Source organism: Cognatishimia sp. F0-27, from assembly GCF_020667845.1.
In the GTDB taxonomy this organism is placed as follows: Bacteria; Pseudomonadota; Alphaproteobacteria; order Rhodobacterales; family Rhodobacteraceae; genus JAFMPQ01.
Genome location: NZ_JAFMPQ010000026.1, coordinates 20408 through 40930, shown reverse-complemented (window position 1 = coordinate 40930; position 20523 = coordinate 20408). Strand labels below are relative to the sequence as shown.

At 63.7% G+C, this 20523-nt stretch carries 18 protein-coding genes and 1 riboswitch; of the genes, 4 read left to right on the top strand and 14 right to left on the bottom strand.

Annotated elements, in window-relative coordinates:
* Positions 1-8: 8 nt before the first annotated feature.
* Genes J1C49_RS14385 through J1C49_RS14345 form a run of 9 tightly spaced genes read right to left on the bottom strand, consistent with a single transcriptional unit; the run spans position 9 to position 8801 of the window.
* Positions 9-422, bottom strand: coding sequence for a RidA family protein (locus tag J1C49_RS14385; RefSeq protein WP_227446527.1), 414 nt, complete (start codon positions 420-422; stop codon positions 9-11).
* On the bottom strand, positions 419-835 hold the full coding sequence (locus J1C49_RS14380; RefSeq protein ID WP_227446526.1) for a thioesterase family protein: 417 nt from the start codon (positions 833-835) through the stop codon (positions 419-421). The genes J1C49_RS14385 and J1C49_RS14380 overlap by 4 nt, the downstream gene beginning before the upstream one ends.
* 4 nt (positions 836-839) lie before the next feature.
* Positions 840-2450 carry an AMP-binding protein gene (locus J1C49_RS14375; RefSeq protein WP_227446525.1) on the bottom strand — a complete coding sequence of 537 codons (1611 nt, stop codon included), beginning with the start codon at positions 2448-2450 and terminating at the stop codon, positions 840-842.
* A 3-nt stretch (positions 2451-2453) separates the two neighbouring features.
* The gene (locus tag J1C49_RS14370; RefSeq protein ID WP_227446524.1) at positions 2454-3287 is read right to left on the bottom strand and encodes a tryptophan 2,3-dioxygenase; all 834 of its coding nucleotides are present in this window, start codon (positions 3285-3287) and stop codon (positions 2454-2456) included.
* Positions 3280-4446 (bottom strand): acyl-CoA dehydrogenase family protein, encoded by a 1167-nt coding sequence (locus J1C49_RS14365; RefSeq protein WP_227446523.1) that lies wholly within the window; start codon positions 4444-4446, stop codon positions 3280-3282. The genes J1C49_RS14370 and J1C49_RS14365 overlap by 8 nt, the downstream gene beginning before the upstream one ends.
* 45 nt (positions 4447-4491) lie before the next feature.
* Positions 4492-5292, bottom strand: a complete 801-nt coding sequence (locus J1C49_RS14360; RefSeq protein WP_255670733.1) for an enoyl-CoA hydratase family protein — start codon at positions 5290-5292, stop codon at positions 4492-4494.
* Entirely contained in the window at positions 5282-5788 is a 507-nt protein-coding gene (locus J1C49_RS14355) for a MarR family winged helix-turn-helix transcriptional regulator (RefSeq protein ID WP_227446522.1), read from the bottom strand. The genes J1C49_RS14360 and J1C49_RS14355 overlap by 11 nt, the downstream gene beginning before the upstream one ends.
* Entirely contained in the window at positions 5785-6507 is a 723-nt protein-coding gene (locus tag J1C49_RS14350; RefSeq protein WP_227446521.1) for an SDR family NAD(P)-dependent oxidoreductase, read from the bottom strand. The genes J1C49_RS14355 and J1C49_RS14350 overlap by 4 nt, the downstream gene beginning before the upstream one ends.
* Entirely contained in the window at positions 6504-8801 is a 2298-nt protein-coding gene (locus J1C49_RS14345; RefSeq protein ID WP_227446520.1) for a bifunctional salicylyl-CoA 5-hydroxylase/oxidoreductase, read from the bottom strand. The genes J1C49_RS14350 and J1C49_RS14345 overlap by 4 nt, the downstream gene beginning before the upstream one ends.
* A 397-nt stretch (positions 8802-9198) precedes the next feature.
* Between J1C49_RS14345 and J1C49_RS14340 the strand changes: the two genes are divergently transcribed.
* Entirely contained in the window at positions 9199-9966 is a 768-nt protein-coding gene (locus J1C49_RS14340) for a hypothetical protein (protein ID WP_227446519.1), read from the top strand.
* Between the two features lie 228 nt (positions 9967-10194).
* On the opposite strand, the gene J1C49_RS14335 is transcribed toward J1C49_RS14340, so the two are convergent.
* Entirely contained in the window at positions 10195-10908 is a 714-nt protein-coding gene (locus J1C49_RS14335; protein ID WP_370639418.1) for an arylesterase, read from the bottom strand.
* A gap of 18 nt (positions 10909-10926) precedes the next feature.
* Here J1C49_RS14335 and J1C49_RS14330 point away from each other — a divergent pair, with 18 nt between their 5' ends.
* The 3 genes from J1C49_RS14330 (at position 10927) to J1C49_RS14320 (ending at position 15114) form a co-directional block, all read left to right on the top strand.
* On the top strand, positions 10927-11619 hold the full coding sequence (locus J1C49_RS14330) for an ABC transporter ATP-binding protein (protein ID WP_227446518.1): 693 nt from the start codon (positions 10927-10929) through the stop codon (positions 11617-11619).
* Positions 11616-14132, top strand: a complete 2517-nt coding sequence (locus J1C49_RS14325; protein WP_227446517.1) for an ABC transporter permease — start codon at positions 11616-11618, stop codon at positions 14130-14132. The genes J1C49_RS14330 and J1C49_RS14325 overlap by 4 nt, the downstream gene beginning before the upstream one ends.
* A gap of 82 nt (positions 14133-14214) precedes the next feature.
* Positions 14215-15114: an inositol monophosphatase gene (locus tag J1C49_RS14320; RefSeq protein WP_227446516.1), complete on the top strand. Its 900-nt coding sequence runs from the start codon at positions 14215-14217 to the stop codon at positions 15112-15114.
* 131 nt (positions 15115-15245) lie between these two features.
* Here J1C49_RS14320 and gcvP read toward each other — a convergent pair whose 3' ends face one another.
* The 4 genes from gcvP to J1C49_RS14300 all read right to left on the bottom strand — a co-directional run bounded on the left by gcvP (position 15246) and on the right by J1C49_RS14300 (position 20509).
* Entirely contained in the window at positions 15246-18098 is a 2853-nt protein-coding gene (gene gcvP, locus J1C49_RS14315; RefSeq protein ID WP_227446515.1) for an aminomethyl-transferring glycine dehydrogenase, read from the bottom strand.
* A 147-nt stretch (positions 18099-18245) separates the two neighbouring features.
* Positions 18246-18608 (bottom strand): glycine cleavage system protein GcvH, encoded by a 363-nt coding sequence (gene gcvH, locus J1C49_RS14310; RefSeq protein WP_227446514.1) that lies wholly within the window; start codon positions 18606-18608, stop codon positions 18246-18248.
* A gap of 32 nt (positions 18609-18640) precedes the next feature.
* Positions 18641-19762, bottom strand: coding sequence for a glycine cleavage system aminomethyltransferase GcvT (gcvT, locus tag J1C49_RS14305; protein WP_227446513.1), 1122 nt, complete (start codon positions 19760-19762; stop codon positions 18641-18643).
* A 162-nt stretch (positions 19763-19924) separates the two neighbouring features.
* A riboswitch (glycine riboswitch) is annotated at positions 19925-20012 on the bottom strand.
* A 5-nt stretch (positions 20013-20017) separates the two neighbouring features.
* Entirely contained in the window at positions 20018-20509 is a 492-nt protein-coding gene (locus J1C49_RS14300) for an Rrf2 family transcriptional regulator (protein WP_227446512.1), read from the bottom strand.
* Between the last annotated feature and the right edge of the window lie 14 nt (positions 20510-20523).

The window sequence follows — 20523 nt, the reverse complement described above, 5'->3', positions numbered from 1 at the left end:
GCTTGAGGTCACGCGCTGCCATCACCAGCCGCAATATGCGCCGTCGCCTCAATCTCTATCAAGGCCTGATCCTCGATCAGTTCCGAGACCACGACCACGGACATGGCCGGGAAATGCCGTCCGAAAATGCGCCGGTAGGCTGCGCCCACCTCCCTTTGATGCGCGAGGTATTCGGCCTTGTCGGTGATGAACCACGTGAGCCGCGCAACATCGGAAGCGGTTCCTCCGGCGGCTTCGACCACGGCCAGCACATTGGCCAGCGTCTGTTCCATCTGGCCGATGAAGTCGGTCGCCTCGAATTCCTGCTGCGCCGTCCAGCCGATTTGCCCGCCAACATGCAGTGTTCCGTCCGGCGCCAACATGCCGTTGGCATAGCCGCGGGCGGGCGCCCAGCCTTCGGGGTGGATGGTCTTGAGTGTCATGGCCGGTTCCTCGTCAGCTCGTTCAGCGTGCGCAGCAGCGTGTCGGGCCAGGGATGCGGTCGCATATCGGCCCCGACATGCACAAGCGTCGCCTGCGTTGTAAATCGCGCGTCCCCGTTGCAGCTGGCCGTGAGGCAATAGCCCAGGCTGGTGCGTCCGGGCGGGTCGATGGCCAGATCGAGACCAAGCACATCCCCGTGGCGGCTTGGTGCGTGAAACACCGTTTCGATCCGGACTGTCGGCACTGCGGCAGCCACATGAAGGGTTTCGAACGGCACGCCGAGCGCCTCGTCGAAAAACGCCTCGATGCAGTCATTCACCATTTCGAAAATGCGCGGATAGAAGACGATGCCGGCCGGGTCGCAATGCTTGAACAGCACCTTCTGCTCCATCCGGAAAACAACGGGCCCCATGCGTTCACCCCTTGAGCCGGAAGCGCTGGACCTTGCCGGTCGCGGTTTTGGGCAGGGTCTCGACGAAAACGATGCTGCGTGGGTATTTGTAGGGGGCAATCACCGCCTTCACATGCTCCTGAAGCGTCTTGACCATCGCGGCATCCCCGTCGAGGCCAGCGCCCAGCACCACATGCGCCTCGACGATTTCACCCCGCTCCGCGTCCGGCGCGCCGATCACCGCGCATTCAGCCACCGCATCGTGGGCGAGCAAGGCGGCCTCGACCTCCGGCCCGGCAATGTTGTAGCCCGCAGACAGGATCATGTCGTCGTTGCGGGCGGCAAAATGGAAATACCCGTCAGCATCCTGCACAAAGGTGTCGCCCGTGATGTTCCAGCCATCCACCGCATAGGCGGCTTGTTTCTCGCCGCGCAGATAGCGACAGCCCGTCGGCCCGCGCACGGCCAGCCGCCCCATTTCGCCGCGGGGCAGTTCCGTTCCATCCGGACCCACGACCTTGGCTTCGTATCCCGAAACCGGCTTGCCGGTGCAGGCCGGGCGATGATCGTCGAAGCGGTTCGAAATGAAGATGTGGAGCATCTCCGTTGCGCCGATCCCGTCGAGCATCGGTTTGCCGGTCCTTTCCTGCCACTCGTCATAGACCGGCGCGGGGAGCGTTTCTCCTGCCGAGACAGCGGCCCGCAAGGAACTGAGATCCGCGCCGTCTTCCATCGCGCGCAGCATCGCACGGTAAGCGGTTGGAGCCGTGAAACAGACCGTCGCGCGGTATTTCTCGATGATCTCGATCATGTTTGGCGGCGATGCCGTTTCAAGCAATGTCGCCGCGGCGCCAAAGCGCAGCGGGAAGATCGCAAGACCGCCGAGCCCGAAGGTAAACGCGAGAGGCGGCGATCCGACAAACACATCCGAAGGACGCACGCCCAGGACTTCCCGCGCATATCCATCGGCGATGATGAGAAGATCTCGGTGGAAATGCATCGTCGCCTTGGGATCGCCGGTGGAACCGGAGGTAAAGCCGAGCAGGGCCACGTCATCTTGCGCCGTGTCGACCGCATCGAAACTCACGGGTTTTTCAAGCGCCAGCCGGTCAAGCTCGGCATCGTGGTTCGAGGTTCCGTCAAAACCAACCACCGTTTTCAGGAAGGCGCTGTCCTTGGCGGCCAGCGCCATTTCGTCCATCAGACGCGTGTCGCAGAGCGCGAATTGGATCTCGGCCTTCTCGATGTATTTCACCAGTTCACCGGCACGCAGCATCGGCATGGTGTTGACCACCACGGCGCCCGCCTTGGTGGCCGCCAGCCAGCACGCCACCATCGCCGGGTTGTTGGCGGACCGGATCAGCACCCGGTTTCCGGGCTTGACCCCCAGATCATCGACCAGCGCATGGGCGAGCCGGTTCGTCCAGTCGGTGAGCTCCTTGTAGGTCCGCCGGCGCCCGTTGCCGATCAGCGCCGTGTTATCGCCGAACCCGCGCGCGACCATCGCATCGGTCAATTCCACAGCCGCATTCAGTCTTGCGGGATAATCGAACCCCTGCAAGAGAAGCTCCGGCCACAACTCGGGCGCGGGCAGGTTATCGCGGGCGAATGTGTCCTGATGGGCGCTTGGGTGCATGGCTCAAAGCTCCGTTCTGACGTGCCACAATTCGGGAAACAGTTCGATGTCGAGCATCCGGCGCAGGTAAGAGACCCCTGCCGTTCCACCGGTACCGCGTTTGAACCCGATGACGCGCTCGACAGTGGTCACATGGTTGAACCGCCAGCGCCGGAAGTAGTCCTCAAGATCGACCAGTTTTTCGGCCAGTTCATAAAGTGGCCAATGCGCCTGCGGGTCTTTGTAGACAGTCTCCCATAAGGCGACGACATCCGGGCGCGGCTCCCATGGCGTGTCTCGCGGCTCGCTGTCGAGTCCCGGCTCCAACGCGATGCCCTGCCTGCGCGCATAGCCAAGCGCCGCCTGGTAGAGCGACGGAACGTGCAACTCCGCTTCGAGCCGGGCCGCATCGGCCGTATGCGCATGCGGGCGGATCATCGCCCGGTTGCGGTTTCCAAGCGTGAATTCGATGAGGCGGTATTGCAGCGACTGAAAGCCCGAGGATTGCCCGAGCTGATCGCGGAAAGTCGTGTAATCCGCCGGTGTCATCGTGCGCAACACATCCCACGCCGCATTGAGCTGCTCCATGATCCGGCTGACCCGCGCCAGACGCTTCATCACCTCGGGCAGCACACCGTCGAGGATACCGGCCCGCGCCAGCGCCAGCTCATACAGCATGAGCTTCATCCAAAGCTCGGATGTCTGGTGCTGGACGATGAAGAGCATCTCGTCGGGTGCGTCGGAAATCGGGTGCTGTGCATCCAGCAAACTGCCAAGCGACAGGTAATCGCCATAAGACATGCGCCCGTCGAAAGACATCTGCGCGCCTTCCGCGCCGGGATCGACGGGATCAGCCATCCTGCGCCTCCGTGTCATGCGCCGCCATGGCCTGTCGCGCGATGATCACGCGCTGCACATCCGAGGCGCCCTCATAGATGCGCAAGGCCCTGATCTCGCGATAAAGCCGCTCTACCACGGATCCGCTGCGCACACCGTCCCCGCCATGCAATTGCACGGCCATGTCGATCACCTTCTGGGCGCCTTCCGTGGCGTGCAGCTTGGCCATCGCGGCCTCGCGCGTGACACGCGCCGCGCCCATATCCTTCGCCCAGGCGGCGCGATAGACGAGGAGAGCCGCGGCGTCGATTTCGAGCGCCATGTCGGCGATATGGCCCTGCACCATCTGCAAATCGGCAAGCGGCGCGCCCTGCACATGGCGGGCCTGCACCCGCGCGAGGCTTTCATCAAGCGCCCGCCGGGCAAACCCGAGTGCCGCGGCCGCAACCGTGGTGCGGAACACATCCAGCACCGCCATAGCGATCCCGAACCCGCGCCCGGGCGTGCCCACAAGCGCATCCTGCGGCACGCGGCAATTATCGAATTGCAACCGGGCGAGAGGATGCGGCGCGATCACCGCCAGCCGCTCGGCAACCTTGAGACCGGGTGTATCCGCCGGCACGATAAAACAGGACAGCCCCCTCGCACCCGGCGCTTCGCCCGTGCGGGCAAACACGGTATAGACATCGGCGATCCCCCCGTTGGAAATCCACGTCTTCGCCCCATCGAGCACAAAGTCGTCGCCGTCCCGCATCGCGGTCATGGTCGACGCTGCCACATCGGAGCCCGATTGCGGCTCGGTCAGGGCAAAGCCGGCGATCGCAGTGCCAGCGCGCGTGCGCGGCAGCCAGCGCGCCTTTTGTTCATCGCTGCCAAAGAGCGAAATTGCCCCGGTGCCAAGCCCCTGCATGGCAAAGGCGAAATCCGCCAAGCCGTCATGGCGCGCGAGGGTCTCGCGCGCGAGGCAGAGGCTGCGGACGTCGAGCCGCCCCTCCTCGGACGCGGTCAATTCCAGAAACCCGGCCTTGCCCAGGGCGGCCACCAGATCGCGACAGGCCGCGTCCACGTCATCATGTGCCACGGCGCCAAGCGTTGCCGCCGCCCAAGCCTCCAGCCCCTCGGCCAACGTGGCATGAGACGCCTCCAGAAACGGCCATGAGAGATAGGTCTTGTCGCTCACCGGCGCCTCCTTGCTTCCTTGATTTCCAGACACGCAAACACGCCCTCAATCTCCGCCGAAGACCGGGCGGCGCTTGTCGACAAAGGCCTCGTAAGCGCGTCTGAAATCGTTTCCCTGCATGCAAATCGCCTGCGCCTGCGCCTCGGCTTCGATCGCTTGATCGAGGCTCATGGACCATTCCTGCGCAAGCATCGTCTTGGTCATCGCATTGGCAAAGACCGGGCCATCCGCAATGCGTTTTGCAAGGGCCAACGCCTCATGTTCGAGTTTTGCAGGCTCGGCAATGGCATTGAAAAACCCCCATTGCGCGCCTTCCTCGGCACTCATCGACCGCCCCAGATAAAGCAACTCCGCCGCGCGCCCCTGCCCGATGATCCTCGGCAGGATGGCGCAGGCGCCCATGTCACATCCCGCCAGCCCAACGCGGTTGAATAGGAACGCCACCTTGGCATCCGGCGTCGCGAGGCGCAGGTCGGAGGCCATGGCCATGATGGCCCCCGCCCCCGCACAGACGCCTTCCACACCGGCGATGATGGGCTTTCCGCAACCGATCATCGCTTTGACCAGATCCCCCGTCATCCGCGTGAAGGCCAAAAGCTCCTTCATCGACATGCGGGTGAGCGGGCCGATGATGTCATGAACATCGCCGCCAGAGCTGAAATTGCCCCCATTTGGCAGGATCACCACCACCTTGACCTCGTCATCATAAACCAGATCGCGGAACCAGTCGCGCAGCTCGGCATAGCTCTCGAAGGTCAAAGGGTTCTTGCGTTCCGGCCGGTTGAGGCGCAGCCGCGCGATACCGTCATCGATGTCGCAAAGAAAATGCTGCGTATCACTGCGCATGGGCGGTCTCCTCCTTCTGCGTCTGGGCTTGGTATTCGCGATCCGTCGAAGCTCCGCGCATGGGATGCGTGATCGATTGCAGAAGCGCGGCAAACATGTCGATTTCCGATTTGTCCAGTCCCCCGAGCGTCTCGTTGAGCCAGCTCTCATGCGCCCGCGCAAGCTCCGCGAACCGTGCATGTCCCTTCGGGGTCAGGCGGGCCAGCGCCGCGCGCCGGTCGTTCGGCACCGCCACCCGTTCCGCGAGACCTTCGGCCGTCAACCGGTCCAGAATGCCTGTGATATTGCCGTTTGACACCTTCAGCGCGGCGGAAATCTCCGACATCTTCAGCCCGTCTCGGTGCCGTGCCAGCGCGCTCATCACGTCGAACCGGGGCAGAGTTGTCGCGAATTCATCCCGCAGCTTTCGGCGCAACGCCGCCTCGATCGCGCTTTGCGTCTTGAGCAGCTTGAGCCAAAGACGCAACCGGTCCTTCGACAGCCCGTCTTCGATCATGTCTCGCCTCCCGATACGCTCAGCGCGTGCCCGTTGACCATGGAGGCCCCTGCGCTTGCAAGGAAGGCAACGGCGCTCGTCACCTCCCCGGTCGAGATCATCCGCGCCATGGGATTACCGGACACGATCATCGACAGCGCCTTCTCACGCGGGATCTCAAGCCTGGCCGCGAGCCCATCCACGGCTTTCTCTGACATCGGCGTGTCGACGAAACCGGGGCAGACCGCATTGCAGGTTATCCCGCGCTTGGCGACGTCCTGTGCAACGGATCTGACAAGGCCCAGCACACCGTGTTTGGAAGCCGCATAAGCCGGGATCGTCGCTCCGCCCTGAAGCGCGGCCGTGGACGCAATGGCGATCAGGCGCCCGCCCTCCGGCATGTCACGCAGAGCGGCCCGGAAGGTCAGGAACACGCCGGTAAGATTGACCCGCAGGGTGCGCTCCCACATCTCCAGCGACGTCTCCGTGATCTTGGCCGGCCAGCCGGAACCCGCATTGGCGACAACCACGTCGAACGGAGCGGCAAACACCGCGTCAATCGCCGCCTCGTCTGTCACGTCGGCCTCGACACAGGTCATGTGAGTGCCCTTTGCGGTCTCTTCGAGCGCCGCCATTCGGCGCCCGGTGATCGTCACCGCGTCCCCTGCCTGCGCGAAGTGGCGCGCGACGTCCCGACCGATGCCGGACCCTCCGCCGGTGACAAGGACACGGCGGCTCATACCCGGATCTCCGCTTCGGCGTCCTTGTCGGCCAAACGCCAGAGCTGGTCCCGCCCGGCGAGATAGGGCAAGGGCCAGTCGGTCGCAGACCGGTCCCCGATCCGCGTGGCTTCGTGGAAGGTCCAATAAGGGTTCGCGAGATGCGGACGCCCGACGGCCACGAGATCGGCACGCCCCGCCATCAGGATGGAATTGGCATGGTCTGCCTCGAAGATATTGCCAACGGCCATGGTCGGCAGGCGCGCCTCGTTTCGGATCCGGTCCGAAAACGGCGTCTGGAACATACGCCCATAGACGGGCTTGGCCTCTGGCGTGGTCTGTCCCGCGGAAACATCGATGAGGTCGACCCCCGCCTCGCGGAACAGCGCGGCGATATCGACGGCATCTTCCGGCGTTATCCCATGGTCGCCCACCCAGTCATTGGCGGAAATCCGCACCGACATGGGCTTTGCCTCCGGCCAGGCGGCGCGCATGGCCCTTGCGATCCTCAGCGGGAAGCGCATGCGGTTCTCCAGGGCGCCGCCATGGGCGTCTTCGCGCCGGTTCGACACGGGCGAGATGAAGGACGACAGCAGGTATCCATGGGCGGCATGAAGCTCGATCATGTCGAACCCGGCCGCCTCTGCCATGTTGACCGCGCTGACAAACTGGGCCTCGACGGCATCCATATCGGCCTCGGTCATCGCGCGCGGCGTCGGGTTGTTCGGGGACCACGGGATCGCCGAAGCGCTCATGGTCTCCCAATTGTCATCCCGCAACGGCGCATCCATCCTCTCCCATCCCAGCTGTGTGGAGCCCTTGCGCCCGGAATGGCCAATCTGGCAGCAAATGCGCGCATCGGTATCGCGATGCACGAAATCGACAATGCGCCCCCATGCCTCCTGATGCTCCGGCGCGTACAGCCCCGGACATCCCGGCGTGATCCGGCCTTCGGCGGACACGCAGGTCATTTCCGTAAACACAAGCCCCGCGCCGCCTTTGGCGCGCTCGCCGTAATGCACGAGGTGCCAGTCGGTCGGACAGCCATCCACCGCCTTGTATTGCGCCATCGGGGACACAACGATGCGGTTCTTGAGCATCATGTCGCGCAGCCGATAGGGCGTCAGCATCGGCGGGCGCAACAGTGCATCCGGACCCAGGCCGGCCTGCCACATGAACCACCGTTCCGCCGAGGCAAGCCATTCCGGGTCCCGCGCGCGCAGGTTCTCGTGGCTGATCCGTTGCGACCGTGTGAGCATCGAATAGTTGAGCTGCACCGGGTCGAGATGCAGATAGCGCTCGACCTCCTCGAACCATTCCAGAGAGTTGCGCGCCGCCGATTGCAGACGCAGCACTTCGACCCGTCGCTCGTCCTGATAGCGCGCAAAGGCGGCGTCAAGCGTCGGCTCCGACGTCACGTAATCGGCCAGGGCCACGGCCGACTCCAGAGCCAGTTTCGTGCCGGACCCGATGGAAAAATGCGCGGTCGCCGCCGCATCGCCCAACAAGACGACGTTCTCGTGGTGCCATGTTTCGCACAGCACACGCGGGAACCGGATCCAGGCCGAGCCACGCAGGTGCTTTGCATTGCTCATCAGGCCGTGCCCGCCAAGATGATCGGCGAAGATGGCCTCGCAGGTCGCGATGCTCTCCTCTTGGGTCATTTCGGCAAAACCGAAATTGTCATACGTCTCTTGAGAGCACTCGACGATGAAAGTCGCCGTGTTCGCATCGAATTGATAGGCATGCGCCCAGACCCAGCCATGCTCGGTGTTCTCGAAGATGAAGGTAAAAGCATCCTTGAATGTCTGATGCGTCCCAAGCCAAACAAATTGGCACAACCGCTCGTCGATTTGCGGCTGGAAGCTGTCGGCATAGAGCATCCGGGTCTTGGAATTCAGGCCATCGCTGGCGACGACCAGATCATACTCCGCCCGATAAGCCTCGGCGCTGTCCACCTCGGTCTCGAAACGCAGATCGACGCCAAGTTCCCGGGCGCGCTCCTGCAACAGGATCAGCAGCCGCTTGCGCCCGATACCGCAAAAGCCATGCCCGCCGGAGACAAGCCGCTCGCCTTTGAAATGCAGCGCAATGTCATCCCAATAGGCAAAGTCCGCGGCGATGGCTTCGGCGCTTTGCGCGTCGTTCTTTGCCAGGTTCTGCAAGGTTTCTTCGGACAGAACCACACCCCAGCCAAACGTGTCATCGGGGCGATTGCGCTCGATCACCGTGATGTCATGGGACGGATCCCGCAGTTTCATGCTGATGGCAAAGTAGAGCCCCGCCGGCCCGCCCCCAAGAACGGCAATACGCATTGAAGCCTCGATTCCGATGTCATTGAGTCTCAGAGTGTCGGTGGCACGGATATATTTCAAGTATAAAATTTCATGCTTAAAGCTTTATCGCGATGACACACGCGAAACGGGCAACTGCAAGCCGCAACGCATCCACCCTTTGGAGCCCCGTATACGGGCTCGGCGCGGTGGACGCATGCCGCAGACGGGGTGAGGTGCCGAGGTGCGGGCGCAAATGCACGCGAATGCATGTTTGGCCCGACGGCGCGCGCCGCGCTTGCGGCGCTTACAGCGAAGCGGCGTTCCCCCAATCCGCGATAGTCACCCCCGCCACGGGACCACGATCCACCCGCCAACATCCCGCATTGCGCGTGAAATCGCGTGTCATATGGCGATGGGCCGCGATAAGGTGCAAAGGATGATACGGGCGATTGCATTGCTGGTTCTTGCTATCGGGGCGTCCATCCTTGCGACGCTCTATTTCGGCAATGAAGTGCTGATTGCGCTCGGGTTGATCCTGACGCAGTCGAAAGTCCTGCTCCAGAAGATCGTGTCGCTCAAACCGGCGCTGGTGCTTGCCTGGATCAAGGCGCACGGCATCGTCTTCTTCAAGAAAGACCTGCCCTATCGGTGGGTGTCGTCGGTGCTGGTTCCGCTCGTGCTTGGCAAAGCGCTCGCAAAACGCATCGGCCTGATTGTCGACCGGCTGACCGCTCCCATCGTTCAACAACGCGCGCTTCTGATGGCGTGGTATCGAGGGCGTTCCGGCCTTGAAAAGGGCCTTCTGACCGTCGCGCTGGTGGCCGCGACACTGGCATTATCCGTCACCACAATCGGGCTTTGGCTGATCCTTTTCTCGATCAGCCTGCCGCTTTGGCTGGTGTCGACGGCGCTCGCACTCGGCAAGGCGCTCAGTCGCACGGTTCAGAAGTCCCTCTTTCGGGCGGTGGCATTCCTGCAGCTCAAATGGGTGTCCCGGCTTCTGGTGCGGATTCTGCCCAAGCAATGGGTGGCGCGCAAGAGACGCTTCGATTTTCGCATGGCCCGCGCTGTGGTCCGACGGCGCCGCATGACGGTGGAGCAACTCGCCGCCCGAAAGGACAAGCTGCCGTTTCAGGCAGGCGTCTTCCTCGAATTTCTTCTGATCCCACCGAAGCGGGACAAGGACGGAAAGCCGGAAGGCTAAAGCGCTTCCGTCATGGCCATACCATCAAGCGCCTTTGGCGTGTCCCCGTCGCGTCGGCGCGTCCCCCCTCGCGTCGGCGCGGCATCGGCTTGGTGCGCATGGCGGAGGGCATTCCTTGAGACCAAGCCCTGCGCGCATCGCATCGGCATGACCGACGTCAACACCCGCCGGAACCGCGCTCCGGGACGGTCGGTCTCGCGCTGACATGCCAGGCAGGCGCGGCGCAGGTCAATTGCTCGCGGCGGCCTGTTTCTCCAACACGCGCGCGATCAACGCTTCAACCTGCGGACCGATCACCTCGACGATCTTTTCGACGCCCTGTGCGTTCGGGTGGATGCCGTCGGATTGCATCACCTCCCGAAGCGCCTCGGGTGCTGGCAAGGCTCCATCAACCATCAGACCGGCGAAGAAGCTGTCGAGGTAAAGCGTGCCATAGGCTTCGGCGAGTTCGGGATAAAGCGCGTCGAACGCCGCCTTGTATTCCGCGCCGTAATTTCCCGGCGCCTGCATGCCAATCAGCAAGACATCTAGATCATTCGCGTCGGCGACCTGTAAAATGCCGTCGATATTGTCACGCGCCACGTCCGGGGCGATCCCGCGCAATAGATCGTTGCCGCCAAGTGCTACGATCATCGCGTCAATCTCGGCGGTCAGCGACCATTCCACCCGCGAGAGTCCCCCCGCCGTCGTATCACCCGAGACACCGCCATTGACGATCCGCACGTCGTGACCGCGTTCGGCAAGCCATGCGCGCAGTTGCGGAACGAAGCCCTCCTGCTCGATCAGCCCGTATCCCTGGGTCAGACTGTCGCCCAACGCAAGAATGTCCACCTGCTCCGCGTCGGCCGTTGCCGGGGTGCCGAGCGCAAGCCCCATGGCCATACAAAGCGCCAACGCCTTGTTGCGCGCCCGGCGCGGCCCATATGTAGTCAAATCTCTCATCGCGGATGACCTTCTTTCATGACCAATCCCGTCCTTCACCTTAAAGATGTCACCCTCAGCCTTCAGGGCAATGCCGGCCCGGTCGAAATTCTTCACGGAATTTCGCTCGACGTGGCAAAGGGCGAAACGCTGGGCCTGATCGGGCCTTCCGGTTCCGGCAAATCCTCCTTGTTGATGGTGATGGGCGGCCTTGAAAAGGCCACCGGCGGGTCGGTCATCGCGCTGGGGCATGACCTCACGGCGCTCGATGAAGACGGGTTGGCCCGCGTGCGCCGCGATCACATGGGAGTCGTGTTCCAGTCGTTCCACCTGATCCCGACGATGACCGCGCTTGAAAACGTCGCAACACCGCTCGAGCTTGCCGGCAAGCGGGACGCGTTTGAACGGGCCGAAGCGGAGCTTGAGGCCGTCGGTCTCGCCCATCGCGCCAACCACTACCCCGCCCAGATGTCCGGCGGAGAGCAACAGCGTGTCGCCCTTGCGCGGGCGCTTGCCCCCAAGCCCCAGCTTCTGCTCGCCGATGAACCGACAGGCAATCTCGATGAGGCAAACGGCACCGCGATCATGGACCTGCTGTTCGGCCTGAGCGAAGCACAAGGTGCCACCCTTGTGCTCGTCACGCACGCACCGGAACTTGCCGCACGCTGTGACCGGGTGATCCGTCTGCGCGATGGCGCGATTGAAGGACAGGCGTTGAGGGCCGCGGAATGAGCATTGGCACCGCGGCCAAACTGGCCAGAAGAGAGCTGCGCGGCGGTTTGTCCGGGTTTCGCGTGTTCCTTGCCTGTCTCGCCTTGGGCGTGGCGGCGATCGCCGGCGTTGGCTCGGTCCGCTCCGCGATCCAGGCCGGACTTGAGGATCAGGGCGCCGTATTGCTCGGAGGCGATGCCCAAGCCCGGTTCACCTATCGGTTTGCAACCGAAGAGGAGCGCGCTTGGCTCGACGGCGTCGCGGAGGCAGTCTCCGAAGTCACGGACTTCCGCTCGATGGTCGTCGTTGACACCGCCGATGGCCCCGAACGCGCTCTGACACAGGTGAAATCCGTGGACGCCGCCTATCCGCTTCTGGGCACTGTCACTCTCGATCCGGCGATCCCCCTGCCAGACGCCTTGGCCAACCGGGGCGCCGTCATGGCGCCGGTTCTGGCCGATCGTCTCGGGCTGGAGACCGGCGACAGTTTCCGACTGGGTGAAGCCGAATTCACCCTCACCGCCAAGTTGGTGACCGAACCGGATGACGCGGGCGACGGGTTCGGCCTCGGGCCTCGCACGATCGTCCGCACAGCGGATCTCGACGGGTCCGGCCTGCTGGCATCGGGATCGGTCTTTGACACCGAATACCGTCTCCGCCTGCCGCAATCGACCGATCTTGATGCACTTGCCGCGCGGGCCCGCGCGCAATGGGAAGAAACCGGGCTCAGCTGGCGCGACTCCCGCAACGGTGCCCCCGGCATCGCGCGTTTTGTGGATCGGCTCGGCGCGTTCCTCGTTCTGGTCGGCCTGTCCGGCCTTGCCGTGGGAGGCATCGGCGTTTCCGCCGCCATTCAGGCCTACCTCGCGCGCAAGACAGCCGTGATCGCCACTCTGCGCACGCTTGGCGCCACGCGCTCCGTGATCTTCCTGACGTATTTCTTCCAAATTGGGGTCCTGGCACTGTTCGGGATCGCGATGGGCCTCGCGCTCGGTGCAGCCGTGCCGATCCTGCTCGGCCCGTTGATCTCTGCATCCCTGCCGGTTCCGGCGTTGTTCACATTGCACCCCGCGCCTTTGGCCGAAGCCGCGCTTTACGGCATTCTCACAGCGCTGGTTTTTACGCTCTGGCCGCTTGCGCGAGCCGAGGATGTGCGCGCTGCGACCCTGTTCCGCGATGCGCTGAGCACAACCGGGGCGCTGCCCGCACCGCGCTATCTGTTGGCGATCGGTGTCCTGCTCTGCCTTTTGATTGGCGCTGCCGTGCTGTTCTCCGGAAACGCGTTTCTCACGCTGTGGACGGCAGGCGGCATTCTGGGTGCGCTGGTGCTGCTTGCCGGTGCAGCGATCGCGATCCGCGCCCTTGCACGGCGCGCTAGCGGCGCCGCGCGCGGAAGGCCGGTGCTGCGTTGGGCGCTCGGGGCCATTGGCGGGCCGCGCGAAAACGCGGGCGCCGTTGTGCTGTCGCTCGGGCTGGGCCTTTCGGTGCTGGCCGCCATTGGCCAGATCGACGGCAATCTGCGCAATGCCATCAACGGCGATCTCCCCGATGTGGCACCGTCCTATTTCTTTGTGGACATCCAGCGTGACCAGATGCCCGGATACCTCGAACGGCTGGAAAACGACCCCGCCGTGAGCCGTATCGACAGCGCACCGATGCTGCGCGGGATCGTCACCCGGATCAATGGCCGCCCGGCGCGCGAAGTGGCCGGCAACCACTGGGTGGTGCGCGGGGATCGTGGCATCACCTACTCTGCAACGCCGGATGCGCGGACGACCGTTGTGGCGGGCGAATGGTGGCCAGAGGACTACAGCGGTCCGCCCCAGATCAGCTTTGCGGCCGAAGAAGCCGAAGAGCTCGGTCTTTCGCTGGGGGATGAGATCACGATCAATATTCTCGGGCGAGACATCACCGCGACAATCACCTCCTTCCGCGAAGTCGACTTCTCGACCGCCGGGATTGGCTTCATCATGACGCTCAACCCGGCGGCTCTCGCCGGTGCGCCGCATACCTTCATCTCGACGGTCTATGCCGAGCCGGAAGCCGAGGCGCAGATTCTGCGCGATCTGGCCGGGGCTTATCCGAACATCACGGCAATCCGCGTGGGCGATGCCATCGAACGGGTCTCCGAACTGCTGGCCGGGATTGGCGAAGCCGTCCGCTGGGGCGCGGCGGCGACATTGTTGACCGGGTTTCTGGTGCTGATCGGTGCGGCCGCCGCCGGCGAAGGGGCACGCCGCTACGAGGCCGCGTTGCTCAAGACCCTCGGTGCCAGCCGCGCGCGCATCCTGCAAAGCTTTGCTCTGCGCTCGATCCTGCTTGGTCTCGCGGCCGGCACAGTGGCCCTCGCAGCGGGGATCACGGGCGGCTGGGCGGTCTCGACCTTCATCATGGAGACAAGTTTCACCGTGATCTGGTCCTCCGCGCTTGGCATCATCGCCGGGGGTATCCTCGCAACCTTGTTTGCGGGGTTGGCTTTTGCGCTGCGGCCGCTCGCGGTGCGGCCCGCCCGCGTGTTGCGCGCCCGGGAATAGGCCGCAGCCTGCGCCCCTTGTATCCCCGGCGGAGCAATGGCACCTGACAGGCCACGCAACCCCGTGCCGAAGAGGCTGAGAGATGACCGATACGAACGCAGAAGCCGCCAATAGCGACCCATCCCTTCCCGTCGCCGTCACGGCACCCTTCAGCCAAGCCCAGCGCAGCCAATTGCTGACATTGGTTCGGCGCGTCGGCAAGGCCGAGATCATGCCGCATTTCCGCAATCTCGATCCCAGCCAGATCGGTACGAAATCAGGGCCACAGGATATCGTGACCCATGCCGACCGCGCCGCCGAGGCGATGCTGACCCGCGGCCTGCTCTCGATGTTCCCCAATGCGCTGATCGTCGGGGAAGAGACCATCACCGATGCCGTGCTCGACAAGATCGCGGATGCCGAGCTTGCCTTCACCATCGATCCGATTGACGGAACATGGAATTTTGCCCGCGGGCTGGCAACCTTCGGCACGATGATCTCCGTTCTGCGTTTCGGTATCCCCGTGTTCGGCCTGCTCTACGATCCGATTATGGGAGACGCCATTCTTGCCGATACGAACACGCCGAGCGAATTCCTGTCTCCGCGCCGCGTTCGTCACCGGGTCTCCACGCGACAGGGCGGCGCATCGCTCGACACGCTGACCGGGCAGGTGCCACTTGCCATGTTGCCCGCCGAGCATCGCCCCGCCGCTGCATCGCTCATGCCTGCCTTCGAGCGGGTGACCTCGCTGCGCTGCACCTGCCATGAATTCCGACTGCTGGCGCAGGGCCATATCGACTTCGTGCTGTCTGCCCGGTTGACCCCGTGGGATCACGCGCCCGGTGTCATCACCACGCAACAGGCCGGCGGGCATGTTGCCATGCTGGATGGCCGGGATTTCCGTGCGCATCATCGCGACGGATACCTGCTCTCGGCCTGCGACGAGGAAACCTGGAACCGCGTTCGGGACGCCTTCGCGTTCCTGATCACCGATCCGGACTGACCCTCAAGACGGCGTCCGCTTCTTGTCGCGGCCCGACACCAGGAACACGGCTGCCGCGCGTTTCTTTGGGCCAGAAATATCCTGCGGGGAGCGCGAGGGGTGCAAAACCCCTCGCTTCCACCATTGGATCGTCACTCGGCCGCGTCGGCGTAATCGCTCATCGGCGGACAGGTGCACACAAGGTTCCGGTCGCCAAAGACGTTGTCCACGCGGTTGACGGGCGGCCAGTATTTGTCCACGCGGAACGCACCGGGCGGGAAGCAGCCCTGCTCGCGCGAATAAGCCCTGTCCCAGTCCTTCACCAGGTCTTCCATCGTGTGCGGCGCAAATTTGAGCGGGCTTTGTGCCCGGTCCACGCGGCCTTCCTCGATATCCCGGATCTCCTCGCGGATTGCCAGCATGGCGTCACAGAACCGGTCGAGCTCCGCCTTCGTCTCGCTTTCGGTCGGCTCGATCATCAGCGTCCCGGCCACCGGCCAACTCATGGTCGGCGCATGAAACCCGCAATCGATCAGGCGCTTGGCAATATCCTCGACCGTGACCCCCGCGCTCTTCTCGAACACCCGCGTGTCAAGGATGCACTCATGCGCAACCCGTCCCTCGGCGCCACGATAGAGCACGTCATAGGCACCCTCGAGCCGCGACGCGATGTAGTTGGCATTCAGGATCGCGACCCGTGTCGCCTGCGTGAGCCCCTCCCCGCCCATCATCAGGCAATAGGCCCAGGAAATCGGCAAAAGCGATGGCGAGCCAAAGGCCGCCGCGCTCACGGGGCCGGGACCATCACCCGCAGCCAGCGGATCACCGGGCAGATGCGGCACCAGATGCGCCTTCACGCCAATCGGCCCCATGCCCGGGCCGCCCCCGCCATGCGGAATGCAGAACGTCTTGTGCAGGTTGAGATGGCTCACATCCCCACCCAGATCGCCCGGCCTGCTGAGACCCACCATCGCGTTGAGATTGGCCCCGTCGATATAGACCTGACCGCCATGGCGATGAGTGATCTCGCAGACAGCCTGCACGGTCTGTTCGAACACGCCATGGGTCGAGGGGTAGGTGATCATGCAGGCGGCAAGCCTGTCGCTATGTTTTGCGGCTTTCGCCTCGAAATCCGCGAGGTCGATGGATCCCTGCTCGTCGCAATTGACCGCGACCACCGTCCATCCCACCATTTGTGCCGAAGCCGGGTTTGTGCCATGCGCGTTGGTGGGGATCAGGCAGACATCTCGATCGCCCTGTCCACGCGCCTTCTGCCAGGCGCGAATGGTCAGAAGCCCCGCATATTCCCCCTGCGCGCCGGAATTGGGCTGCATCGAGATCGCGTCATAGCCGGTCACGGCACAGAGTTTTGCACTCAGGTCGTCGATCAACGCCGAATAGCCCCGCGCCTGATCCTTCGGCGCATAGGGGTGCATGTCGGCAAATTCGGGCCAGCTCACCGGCATCATCTCGGCGGCAGAATTGAGCTTCATGGTGCACGAACCCAGCGGGATCATGGCCCGGTCCAGAGCAAGGTCACGATCCGCAAGCCGGCGCATGTAACGCATCATCTCGGTCTCGGCGCGGTTCATATGGAAAACATCGTGCTGGAGATACTCGGTCTGGCGCAGAAGAGCGTCCGGCAGGCAGTATTCCGGCGCAAAATCCACGTCTTCGCGCACCAGCCCGAAAGCCCGCCAGACCGCTTCGATGATCTCCGGTGTCGTGCGCTCGTCGAGCGTGATGCCCACCTTGGTCTTGCCGACCCGGCGCAGGTTCAGACCCTGTTGCACAGCCGCCTGAAGCACCCCGCGCTGCAACAGGCCCACATCGACCGTCACCGTGTCAAAGAAGTGCTCCGGTTCGACCCGGAACCCGGCCTCCTGAAGCCCCTTTGCCATACGCACGGTCTTGCGGTGGATGCGCTGCGCGATCGCCCGCAACCCCTTGGGTCCATGAAACACCGCGTAAAACCCCGCCATGACGGCCAGCAAGGCCTGCGCGGTGCAGACGTTGGACGTCGCCTTTTCGCGCCTGATATGCTGCTCGCGCGTCTGCAGGCTGAGCCGGTAAGCACGGTTGCCGTGGCTGTCGATGGAGATCCCGACGATCCGTCCCGGCATCGCCCGCTTGTAGGCATCGCGGCATGCCATATAGGCCGCATGCGGACCCCCATAGCCCAATGGCACGCCAAAACGCTGGGTCGATCCGACGGCAATGTCGGCCCCCATCGCTGCCGGCTCTTTGAGAAGGCACAAGGCCATCGGGTCGGCCGCCACGATCCCCACCGCCTTCGCCGCGTGCAGCGCCGCCATCTCCGCGCTGAAATCCCGCAGATGTCCATGGGTCCCGGGATACTGGAACAACGCGCCGAACACCGCACCCGCATCCAGCGTGTCCGGCGCGCCAACAACAACCTCGATCCCAAGCGGCTCGGCGCGGGTCTTGACCACCGCAATATTCTGCGGATGACAGTTCTCATCGACAAAAAACGCCTTGGCCTTGGACTTGGCGACCCGGCTGGCCATCGTCATCGCCTCTGCACAGGCCGTTGCTTCGTCCAGAAGCGAGGCGTTGGCGATCTCCAGGCCGGTCAGGTCGCAAATCATTGTCTGATAGTTCAGCAACGCCTCGAGCCGGCCTTGGCTGATCTCGGGTTGATACGGGGTATAGGCCGTGTACCAGGCCGGGTTCTCAAAGATGTTGCGCTGGATCGCAGGCGGCGTAACCGTTCCGTGATAGCCCTGCCCGATCAGCGACGTGAGCACGCGGTTCTGCCCGGCCACCGCGCGCATGCGCTGCATCAATTCCCGCTCACTGAGCGGCTTGCCGAAATCGAGCGGCTCGCTTTGACGGATCTCTTCCGGAACGGTCTCGTCCATGAGCGCGTCCAGCCCATCGACACCAAGAGCCTGGAACATCTCCTGCATTTCCTGCGGCGACGGGCCAATGTGACGCCGGTTTGCGAAATCGTAAGGCAGGTAGTCTGTCGGCTTGTACGTCATTATCGATTTCCCTTGGGCAAGAAGGACCCTGTTTCTTTTGTCCAAAAATACTCCGGGGGACTCGTGGCTCTGCCACGAGGGGGGCTGGCCCCCTCCCCCCTGCGTCACGATGCGCCGCACCGACGGCATCGGGCGCGCGCGCTGTCGTCAGTCGGCGATGAAGGCCTTGTAGGCCGCCTCGTCCATCATGTCGTCCAGGGCGGAAAGATCCTCGACGCGAAGCTTGAAGAACCACGCCGCGCCCTCGGGGTCTTCATTGACCTTTCCGGGTTCCTCGACAATCGCCTCGTTGACCTCAACGATTTCGCCATCGACCGGCGCAAGGATATCTGAAGCGGCCTTGACCGACTCGATCACGACGACCTCGTCATCTGCCACAACCTCCGTGCCCACCTCGGGCAACTCGACAAAGACCACATCGCCCAGCTGTTCCGCGGCGTGCGCCGTGATCCCGACCACCACAACATCCCCATCGACCATCAGCCATTCATGCTCTTCGGTGAATTTCATGTCCCTGTCTCCTCGTCGTTACGTGCTGTAGATCAGCGTTTGAAACTCGGTGCCACAAAGGGCAGCGCGACCACGTCGACCGGCAGGCGTTTTCCGCGCACATCCCCGAACACACGCGTCCCCGGCTCCGCAAGGTCATCCGCGACCAGGCCCATGGCCACCGGCGCGCCAACACTGGGGCCAAATCCGCCAGACGTGACGACGCCGATCTGGGTGCCGCCCTCGGCCTGTGCGAACAATGGCACGCCCTGCCGCATCGGCGCACGCCCTTCCGGGCGCAGACCAACGCGACGACGATCCACCCCATGCGCGAGCGCTTCGAGGATCGGCTCCGCGCCGGGAAAACCACCCGCCCGCGCACCGCCCCTGCGGCGCACTTTCTGAATGGCCCAGGACAACGAGGCTTCGACCGGGTTCAATCCGTCATCCATGTCCTGCCCGTAGAGGCAAAGCCCCGCTTCGAGCCGCAGGCTGTCTCGGGCGCCAAGCCCGATCGGCGCCACCGCATCATGGGCGAGCAAACTGCGCGCCAGCGTCTCGGCCGCCTGCGCGGGTACGGAAATCTCGAACCCGTCCATCCCGGTGTAACCAGAGCGCGAAACCCAGCACTCCGCACCCGCCAGGGGCACGGTGGCCACATCCATGAACCGCATCTCCGCCACCGACGGATGATGCTCCGCCAGAACCGCCTCCGCCTCCGGCCCCTGCAGGGCGATCAACGCGCGATTTTCAAGCTGTTTGACGGTGATGCCCTTGGGCTCAAGCCCCGCGCGCAGCAGCGCGATATCGGCATCCTTGCGCGCGGCATTCACCACGAGGAACAGGTGATCGCCGCGATTTGCAATCATCAAATCGTCCTCGATCCCGCCTGTCGCGTTGGTCAGCAAGCCGTAGCGCTGCCGCCCTTCCTCAAGCCCGATCACGTCCACCGGCACGAGTGTTTCGAGGGCCTCGGCCACGCCCGCACCGCGCAGGATAACCTGGCCCATGTGGCTGACATCAAAAAGCCCCGCATGCGCGCGGCAATGCAGGTGCTCCTTCATCACGCCCATAGGGTATTGCACAGGCATGTCATATCCGGCGAACGGCACCATCTTGGCGCCCAAGGCACCATGCAGCCCGTGCAATACCGTGGATTTCAGCTCATCTGCCAACCGATGTTCCCTTCACGGCGGCCCGGTGTCGCTTCTTTCGAGAACACGCAGGCATGTCACAACGCACAGGACATCCCGTGCCGTTCCATGCCCCCTCTGTCCTTTCGCCTGAGATCGTTATCCCTTCGGCGAGCGCGGCTCCGCGCTTCTCTCCAGAGTGTCTTGCCCGCGACGGTCCCTTTGCCTGAGAGTTTCCGGGGCGGTTGCTCCTTCGGCACCGGGTCAAGCCCGGTTCTCCCATCGCGTGGCGGCGTTTTAGCCCGCGTTGCCGACCTCGGCAAGCGCTGCTTGCGCCTTGATGCTGTCGCATGTCTCCGTTGGCGCCAGGATCCGCATCAGGTCGACATTGTCACAGACCAGAGCATCGAGCGTCAGGGGATCCAGCGTCGCATAAAACGCATTAGCCGCATCGGTCAGAGCGAGACGCAACCGGCAGGCTTTCGTCAGCGGGCAGGTGTTGTCGCGATCGGCAAAGCACTCCGCCAAAGGCACCGGCGCCTCCAGAAGCCGGAACACATCGCCAATCCGGATCTCCGTCGCGGGCCGGCCCAACTCCAGCCCGCCATTTCGCCCGCGCTGGGTGTGAAGATACCCTTGTTGCGCCAGATGGTTGATAATCTGGGCCAAGTGGTTTTCAGATGCGTTGCACACCTGCGCGATTTCATGCTTTGTCACGAGGCGGCCGGGATTGGCCGCACAAAACATCAAAACGCGCATCGCGATATTGGTTCTTTTTGTCACGCGCATGCGGACTCTCCCTC

Coding starts and splice junctions, on each gene's coding strand:
- J1C49_RS14345 (WP_227446520.1), bottom strand. CDS start 8,801: ATGCGTATTGCCGTTCTTGGGGGCGGGCCGGCGGGGCTCTACTTTGCC.
- J1C49_RS14335 (WP_370639418.1), bottom strand. CDS start 10,908: ATGAGAGATTTGACTACATATGGGCCGCGCCGGGCGCGCAACAAGGCG.
- gcvP (WP_227446515.1), bottom strand. CDS start 18,098: ATGACGTACAAGCCGACAGACTACCTGCCTTACGATTTCGCAAACCGG.
- J1C49_RS14320 (WP_227446516.1), top strand. CDS start 14,215: ATGACCGATACGAACGCAGAAGCCGCCAATAGCGACCCATCCCTTCCC.
- J1C49_RS14300 (WP_227446512.1), bottom strand. CDS start 20,509: ATGCGCGTGACAAAAAGAACCAATATCGCGATGCGCGTTTTGATGTTT.
- J1C49_RS14370 (WP_227446524.1), bottom strand. CDS start 3,287: ATGGCTGATCCCGTCGATCCCGGCGCGGAAGGCGCGCAGATGTCTTTC.
- J1C49_RS14355 (WP_227446522.1), bottom strand. CDS start 5,788: ATGATCGAAGACGGGCTGTCGAAGGACCGGTTGCGTCTTTGGCTCAAG.
- J1C49_RS14340 (WP_227446519.1), top strand. CDS start 9,199: ATGATACGGGCGATTGCATTGCTGGTTCTTGCTATCGGGGCGTCCATC.
- J1C49_RS14385 (WP_227446527.1), bottom strand. CDS start 422: ATGACACTCAAGACCATCCACCCCGAAGGCTGGGCGCCCGCCCGCGGC.
- J1C49_RS14350 (WP_227446521.1), bottom strand. CDS start 6,507: ATGAGCCGCCGTGTCCTTGTCACCGGCGGAGGGTCCGGCATCGGTCGG.
- J1C49_RS14375 (WP_227446525.1), bottom strand. CDS start 2,450: ATGCACCCAAGCGCCCATCAGGACACATTCGCCCGCGATAACCTGCCC.
- J1C49_RS14330 (WP_227446518.1), top strand. CDS start 10,927: ATGACCAATCCCGTCCTTCACCTTAAAGATGTCACCCTCAGCCTTCAG.
- J1C49_RS14380 (WP_227446526.1), bottom strand. CDS start 835: ATGGGGCCCGTTGTTTTCCGGATGGAGCAGAAGGTGCTGTTCAAGCAT.
- J1C49_RS14360 (WP_255670733.1), bottom strand. CDS start 5,292: ATGCGCAGTGATACGCAGCATTTTCTTTGCGACATCGATGACGGTATC.
- gcvH (WP_227446514.1), bottom strand. CDS start 18,608: ATGAAATTCACCGAAGAGCATGAATGGCTGATGGTCGATGGGGATGTT.
- J1C49_RS14325 (WP_227446517.1), top strand. CDS start 11,616: ATGAGCATTGGCACCGCGGCCAAACTGGCCAGAAGAGAGCTGCGCGGC.